The organism is Celeribacter sp. (assembly GCF_048259695.1).
Lineage (GTDB): Bacteria > Pseudomonadota > Alphaproteobacteria > Rhodobacterales > Rhodobacteraceae > Celeribacter.
In genome coordinates, this window is the sequence record NZ_JBLXHL010000049.1 from 3,722 (window position 1) to 5,824 (window position 2,103).

The window sequence follows — 2,103 nt, forward strand, 5'->3', positions numbered from 1 at the left end:
CAAGATCGTCCGGCACGACCCAATCGGGGTATTGCAACTGCAGCCGCCGGATCTCTGAATTGACCGCCTGCTGGTTGTTCTCGGACATGTAGAAACGCAGCGCCTGGAGGTCCGCGTCGCTCGGCGTTTGCGCCAGGGCGGCTCCACCCACCAGGCAACACGCAACCGCGAGCGGGAGTCCCATGTGTCTAAGCAGGGTCATATCGGGATACACATCGGCGAGGCTTCGATCTGGGCGATCATCGTAAAGAGCTGAAGCGTGCCCGGATAGTAGGGCGAACTGCTCGAGAAGGGCGGGATCTGCGAGCCCACGCTCTGGCGCACTGTGCAGTCGGCGAGCGCGGAGAGCGCCCTGTAGCCGGGGTCGTTGCTGGTGGAAAGCGCGCGGCCGGTTTCACGGTCGATGACCGTGGCGACAAGGCCCGCGCCGAGCCGCTCCTGTGCCTCGGCGTAGCGCAGCACCGCCGGATGGTCTTTCAGCCCGGACCAGATCAGGTAGAGCGGTAGACGCATGGCTTCGTAGCCGGCATCGAAAGAAAAGCCCTCGGCGGCGCGGACCCCACTTGGGGTCACCTCTACCCAGTCTGGAACGACACCGTCCTGAGCGAGCGTCCTTGCCAGCTCGACGGCCCCGCGGGCGGCCTGCGCGAGGATCGGGACATCGAACTCGGTGGCCAGCTCAGTCATTGCGAGCGGCATCGCGTAGCAGGGATTGTAGATGAACCCCGCTTCGGTCCTGAAGCCCTCTGCGCCGGGGATAAGCAGCGGATCATGGTCGGCACCGCCGGGGTGCCGCGCGATGCACGAGGCGACGATGTCGGAGACGATGAGCTTGGCGCTTTGGCGGTAGTCGGGAATGTTGAACCGCCGCGCCGCGCGCAGCAGCGCCCAAGCCCGGAAGAGATCCCCGTCGCTGGCGTTGTTGAGATCCGGCACCTTGACCGGCTCGTCCGGGAACCAGCGCCAGGCCATCAGGTTGTCGGAACGGATGGCAAGGTTCAGACGCGTCCAGGTCTCCATTCGTTCGAAGGCGCGCTGGTCGCCCAGTGTGGCGGCAAGCAGCAGGCCGTAGCCCTGTCCTTCGGAGTGGCTGGAATTACGCTGAAATTGGTCGATGACCCGTCCGGTTGCATCGAGATTTGCAGTGCGCCAGGCGAGCCAGACGTCCTGCAGATTGGCTTCCAGCCCGAGCGTCTGGGCCGAGGTTGCTGCGGCGGTGCCAATCAGGCCAACCAGAGCAGCCATTCCCGAAAGCAAACTGCGCCGGTTCATTTCTTTCTCCGTCGGCTCGCGACCAGGAGCCCCATCGCAGACAGTGCACATCCTATGGCGAGCAGGAAAAGGGGGGCAATGTATCTTCCCGGCGAAAGTGTTACATAGTTGCCTACAACAGCGCGTAGATTCGAGATGGTGAGAGGCTCCTGCAGGCTGAGCGGGCGGCTGGCCGATCTCCAGACCTGCCAGGTGCCGTCAAATCCGAACAGCGAGACCTGTCCCTTGGGGCCTTCGGACTTTTGGTGCATGTCGACCAGCGAGGCAACGAGGCGTTCGTAATCGGTGTTGGGACGGACAATCAACCAAAGATCCTCGGGTGCCTCCATGCTGGGCTGAACGAGCATGGCCTCAGCGGAGCGGCCGAGCAGCCAGCTGTCGAGATCGGACTCCGGGCCGCGCCAGAGCGAGATGATCTTGCCCCGCAATTCCCGCAGGCTGTCGGCGGCTTCGTGTCGGTCGAGAAAGAGCGTCCACCAGCCGCGCGAGTCAACCTTTGCCCAAGGATCGACGACCTGTCCCGCGGTGGTGGGCGACGACAGCAGGACCTCTTCGAGCTCCGAGACGTTCTTGCTGACAATGTCGCCGGGGATCATCGAAAGATCGGCAGGAATGCCAATCTTGATCGAACCGGTGCGTGCGGGTTGTCCCTCCGGGACGGCGGCGGCCGTCTCATCCGAGACGTAGATCGACGAAATCTGGGCGAGCATCCCGAGCGGCAGCGTCCGCTGCGCCGCTTCGCTCATCGAGATGCGGGAGACATCGAGCGAGGCGAGGCTCCGGTCGATGCGCGGCAGCACCATGCGCGGGCTCTCCGGGACCGTCAGGCTG

1 protein-coding gene and 2 pseudogenes are annotated in these 2,103 nt (G+C 64.3%); all 3 read right to left on the bottom strand.

The features are described 5' to 3' along the window. Positions 1-202, bottom strand: a pseudogene (locus tag ACN0Q0_RS17435) (hypothetical protein); the annotation flags it as partial. Continuing rightward, positions 199-1,272: a glycosyl hydrolase family 8 gene (locus ACN0Q0_RS17440; RefSeq protein ID WP_417244466.1), complete on the bottom strand. Its 1,074-nt coding sequence runs from the start codon at positions 1,270-1,272 to the stop codon at positions 199-201. The gene ACN0Q0_RS17440 and the pseudogene ACN0Q0_RS17435, both read right to left, overlap by 4 nt. Beyond that, positions 1,269-2,103: pseudogene (locus tag ACN0Q0_RS17445) on the bottom strand (hypothetical protein); the annotation flags it as partial. The gene ACN0Q0_RS17440 and the pseudogene ACN0Q0_RS17445, both read right to left, overlap by 4 nt.

What these genes read in the sequence shown, in the direction of transcription:
- ACN0Q0_RS17440 (WP_417244466.1), bottom strand. Translation starts at nt 1,272, where the DNA reads ATGAACCGGCGCAGTTTGCTTTCGGGAATGGCTGCTCTGGTTGGCCTG.